General features: G+C 63.9%; 4 protein-coding genes. All 4 read left to right on the top strand.

The window, feature by feature from the left end:
- The first annotated feature begins 269 nt into the window (after positions 1-269).
- The 4 genes from Tther_RS12835 (at position 270) to Tther_RS12820 (ending at position 3,149) form a co-directional block, all read left to right on the top strand.
- Positions 270-530 carry a DUF4212 domain-containing protein gene (locus tag Tther_RS12835; RefSeq protein ID WP_143904490.1) on the top strand — a complete coding sequence of 87 codons (261 nt, stop codon included), beginning with the start codon at positions 270-272 and terminating at the stop codon, positions 528-530.
- Between the two features lie 13 nt (positions 531-543).
- Positions 544-2,397, top strand: a complete 1,854-nt coding sequence (locus Tther_RS12830) for a sodium:solute symporter family protein (protein WP_143904489.1) — start codon at positions 544-546, stop codon at positions 2,395-2,397.
- 84 nt (positions 2,398-2,481) lie between these two features.
- The gene (locus Tther_RS12825) at positions 2,482-2,853 is read left to right on the top strand and encodes a hypothetical protein (RefSeq protein ID WP_143904488.1); all 372 of its coding nucleotides are present in this window, start codon (positions 2,482-2,484) and stop codon (positions 2,851-2,853) included.
- Between the two features lie 41 nt (positions 2,854-2,894).
- The gene (locus tag Tther_RS12820; RefSeq protein WP_143904486.1) at positions 2,895-3,149 is read left to right on the top strand and encodes a hypothetical protein; all 255 of its coding nucleotides are present in this window, start codon (positions 2,895-2,897) and stop codon (positions 3,147-3,149) included.
- The last annotated feature ends 61 nt before the right edge of the window (positions 3,150-3,210 follow it).

Genomic DNA, 3,210 nt, shown 5'->3' with positions numbered 1-3,210 from the left:
AGTCGGAAAAGCTGGTCTGCATCATCGCTGCTACTGCCCCCAAGCCGTACCAGGGATTGTTCCACATCCTGCGGCGCTCAGGCTTCCCGCGCAGGGGGCGGGAGGGGAATAAATCAGTGTTTCCCTAGGTTTGGCGTTTTGAGCCGGTTTCATCAGCCCGCTGTAAGCATTGCCTTCAATAGTCCAGCCGCGACATTGCGGGTGTGTACAATGTTCCAAGCGGCAGGGTCCGCCTGCCTTTTCGAACCGTGTATCCGAGGAGAACGTGTATGTCCCTTGACAGCAACGCCCGGGCCTACTGGTCCGCGACGCTGGGGCTGCTGACCAAAGTGCTGGTCATATGGTTCCTGGTGTCCTACGGGGCAGGCATTTTGTTTGCCGATGCCCTCAACGCCATCAAGCTTGGCGGCTATCCGCTGGGTTTTTGGTTCGCGCAACAGGGGTCTATCTACATCTTTATCGCGCTGATCTTCTGGTACGCGAAGAAGATGGGCGAGATCGACCGCAAGTTCGGCATGGCCGAAGACTGACGAGGGGCGCGCCATGAGTCTGCAAATGATGACCTATCTGGTGGTGGGGTTAACCTTCGCCATCTACATCGGCATTGCCGTGTGGTCGCGTGCGGGCAGCACGTCCGACTTCTACGTCGCCGGCGGCGGGGTGCACCCCGTCACCAACGGCATGGCCACCGCGGCCGACTGGATGTCGGCGGCCTCGTTCATCTCGATGGCTGGCCTGATTTCCAATATGGGCTACGGAGGTGCCGTGTTCCTGATGGGCTGGACCGGCGGCTACGTACTGCTGGCTTGCCTGCTGGCGCCGTACCTGCGCAAGTTCGGCAAGTTCACCGTGCCCGAGTTCATCGGTGACCGCTACTACTCGCAGGCCGCGCGCAACGTCGGCGTGATCTGCCTGCTGGTGGCGTCCATCACCTACATCATCGGCCAGATGACCGGGGTGGGCGTGACGTTCTCGCGCTTCCTGGGCGTGTCCAGCGACATGGGGATCTACATCGGCATGGCGATCGTCTTCGCCTATGCCGTGTTCGGTGGCATGAAGGGCATCACCTACACCCAGGTGGCGCAGTACATCGTGCTCATCCTGGCTTACCTCGTGCCGGCCGTCTTCATTTCGCTGGCGCTCACGGGCAATGTCATTCCTCAGCTCGGCTTGGGTTCGGACCTGAAGGGCACCGATGTGTCGCTTCTGGCCAAGCTGGACCTGGTGCTGAAGGACTTGGGCTTTGGGGAGTACACCACCGCGGTGGCAGGCAACAAGCTCAACATGTTCTTCTACACCGTCTCGCTGATGATCGGCACGGCCGGCCTGCCGCACGTGATCGTGCGCTTCTTCACGGTGCCGAAGGTGGCCGATGCCCGTGCTTCGGCGGGTTGGGCGCTGGTGTTCATCGCGCTGCTCTATACCACCGCGCCGGCGGTGGGGGCGATGGCACGCTTGAATCTGATCGGTACGGTCAACACGACCGTGGGTGTCGAGCCCGATCCCGCCGGTGGCATCCGCGTCAACGCCGAGCGCGTGAAAGCGGGCGGCAACCCCTTCGCCCCGGAGGCTGCGCTGCCCTATGAGCAACGCCCCGACTGGTTCAAGCGCTGGGAAAAGACCGGTCTGCTGAAGTTCGAGGACAAGAACGGTGACGGCCGCATCCAGTTCTACAACGACAAGACCAAGAATGCCGACGTGCTGGCCAAGGCCGAAGCGGCGGGTCTGAAGGGCAACGAGCTCACCGTCAACGCCGACATCATCGTGCTGGCGAACCCGGAAATCGCGCTGCTGCCCAACTGGGTGATCGCGCTGGTGGCCGCGGGTGGTCTGGCGGCGGCGCTGTCGACCGCGGCGGGGCTGCTGCTGGCGATTTCGTCGGCCATCTCGCATGACCTGATCAAGGGTGCCATCAAGCCCGACATCAGTGAAAAAGCCGAACTGCTGGCCGGCAAGATCGCAATGGCGGTTGCCATCGTGGTGGCGGGCTACCTGGGCCTGAATCCGCCGGGCTTTGCGGCGGGGACCGTGGCGCTGGCCTTCGGTATCGCGGCCTCGACCATCTTCCCGGCGCTCATGATGGGTATCTTCAGCAAGAAGGTGACTGGTGCGGGTGCCGTGGCGGGCATGCTCTCGGGCCTGTTCGTGACGCTGTTCTATGTGTTTGCGCACAAGGGCATCTTCTTCGTCAAGGGCACGGAGTACCTGGAGCTGATCGGCGGCGCCAACAGCTTCTTTGGCGTGACACCGGAGGCGTTTGGCACCGTGGGCGCGATCGTCAACTTCATCGTGGCCTTTGCGGTCAGCGCCGTGTCCAAGCCGGTGCCGGCGCACATCCAGGAGCTGGTCGAGTCGGTGCGCGTGCCCAAGGGGGCAGGCGCCGCGGTCGGCCACTGATCCTGGCACCGAGCCCGGTTTTCTGACACACTCGTGGGCCCTGCCGGCAGCCGCCGGTGGGGCTTTTTTGTTGACGGTCATGGGATGTCAATGGTGACGGTCTATCCGATCAAGATTCTGTTTTTCCTGGTGCTCTTTCCCGTGGCATTCTTTTGGCTGCGGCGCGCTTGGCGCATCGCGGTGCGGCGCGACTTTTCCGAGGTGGCGCTGCGCAAGGGCGAGCCCCCGGCCGATGCCGCCCGCTGGGCGCCGTACGAGCTGGCCCTCAACCTCGTGGCCGGCGGCGTGCTGGTGGGGGTGATCCTGTCGGTCCTGCTGGGCTGGCTGGCGTACGAGGATTGGGTGGCGATCGCGGGGTCGACGTTGTGGCTCAAGATCTTGCTCTCGTTCGCGTTGGCGCGCCACGCGCACGGCATTGGGCTGGGACGCTCGCGGCGCGACTCGTCCTCGGCCTAGGTGCGCTGTGGGCCGCCGGCGCGTGCGCCGAGCCCGTGGCCGTGTCCAGCGGCGCCCCGGGTGGTGACGAGCCGATGGTCCTGGCCGCCTGGATCGACATGGGACAATCGGCCGAGCGCACCGGTGCGCTGTCGCGCGCGGCCACCCACTACTGCGCGGCGGCGCGCTTTGGCAGCCTGGAGGCGCAGTACCGGCTGGGCGGGTTGTTGGTGCGGCAGGGGGATGATCCTGGATTGTGCAACCTCTTTTCTGTAAATTTCCGGTTGGGTGGTCATGACAACCGGGTTACAGGTTGAAGTTGAGATAGACCTTGCCGGTCAGCCACTCGTCGTCGAGTTCGGCGAGCATTGCGGAAAC

This window comes from Tepidimonas thermarum (genome assembly GCF_007556705.1).
Lineage (GTDB): Bacteria > Pseudomonadota > Gammaproteobacteria > Burkholderiales > Burkholderiaceae_C > Tepidimonas > Tepidimonas thermarum.
Note: the sequence above shows the minus strand (reverse complement) of the source record. Positions and strands in the feature narration are given on the sequence as shown.